Genomic DNA, 1,190 nt, shown 5'->3' with positions numbered 1-1,190 from the left:
GCGTCCATGAGGCGCAGGCCCTCGAAGGCGTCGCGGGCGTACCGCACCTCGCCCTGGTAGATCTCGTACAGGTCCTGTTCGACGTACGCCCTGGTGAGGGCGGCGCCGCCGAGGATCACCGGGTACTTGGCGGCCAGCTCGCGCTGGTTCAGCTCCTGGAGGTTCTCCTTCATGATCACGGTGGACTTCACCAGCAGACCCGACATGCCGATGACGTCGGCCTTGTGCTCCTCGGCCGCTTCCAGGATCGCGGAGACCGGCTGCTTGATGCCGATGTTGACGACGTTGTAGCCGTTGTTGGAGAGGATGATGTCGACGAGGTTCTTGCCGATGTCGTGGACGTCGCCGCGGACGGTGGCCAGGACGATCGTGCCCTTGCCGTCCGCGTCGGACTTCTCCATGTGCGGTTCGAGGTAGGCCACGGCCGTCTTCATGACCTCGGCGGACTGGAGCACGAACGGCAGCTGCATCTGGCCGGAGCCGAACAGCTCGCCGACGGTCTTCATGCCGTCGAGCAGGATCTCGTTGACGATCTCCAGGGCGGGCCGGGCGGCCAGCGCCTCGTCGAGGTCGGCCTCCAGGCCGTTCTTCTCGCCGTCGACGATCCGGCGCTTGAGGCGCTCGTCCAGCGGAAGCGCGAGGAGTTCCTCGGTCTTGCCGGCCTTCATCGACTTGGTGTTGACGCCCTCGAAGAGGGCCATCAGCTTCTGCAGCGGGTCGTAGCCCTCGGACCGCCGGTCGTAGATCAGGTCGAGGGCGGTGGTGACCTGCTCGTCGTCGAAGCGGGCGATGGGCAGGATCTTGCTCGCGTGGACGATCGCCGAGTCCAGGCCCGCCTTCACGCACTCGTCGAGGAAGACGGAGTTGAGGACGATCCGCGCGGCCGGGTTCAGGCCGAAGGAGATGTTGGACAGGCCGAGGGTGGTCTGCACGTCCGGGCGGCGGCGCTTCAGCTCGCGGATCGCCTCGATGGTGGCGATGCCGTCCTTCCGCGACTCCTCCTGGCCGGTGCAGATGGTGAAGGTCAGGGTGTCGATGAGGATGTCCGACTCCCTGATCCCCCAGTTGCCGGTGAGGTCCTCGATGAGCCGTTCGGCGATGGCCACCTTGTGCTCGGCGGTACGGGCCTGGCCCTCCTCGTCGATGGTGAGGGCGATGAGCGCGGCGCCGTGCTCCTGGGCGAGCCGGGT

Annotated in this window: 1 protein-coding gene; it reads right to left on the bottom strand. The window is 66.9% G+C overall.

The window, feature by feature from the left end; translation table 11 throughout:
* Positions 1-1,190: B12-binding domain-containing protein (locus tag ACFWUY_RS41805; protein ID WP_384122359.1), on the bottom strand; the 1,190-nt coding region annotated here is incomplete at both ends.

It is taken from the genome of Streptomyces sp. NPDC058664, from assembly GCF_042716635.1.
In the GTDB taxonomy this organism is placed as follows: domain Bacteria; phylum Actinomycetota; class Actinomycetes; order Streptomycetales; family Streptomycetaceae; genus Streptomyces.
Note: the sequence above shows the minus strand (reverse complement) of the source record. Positions and strands in the feature narration are given on the sequence as shown.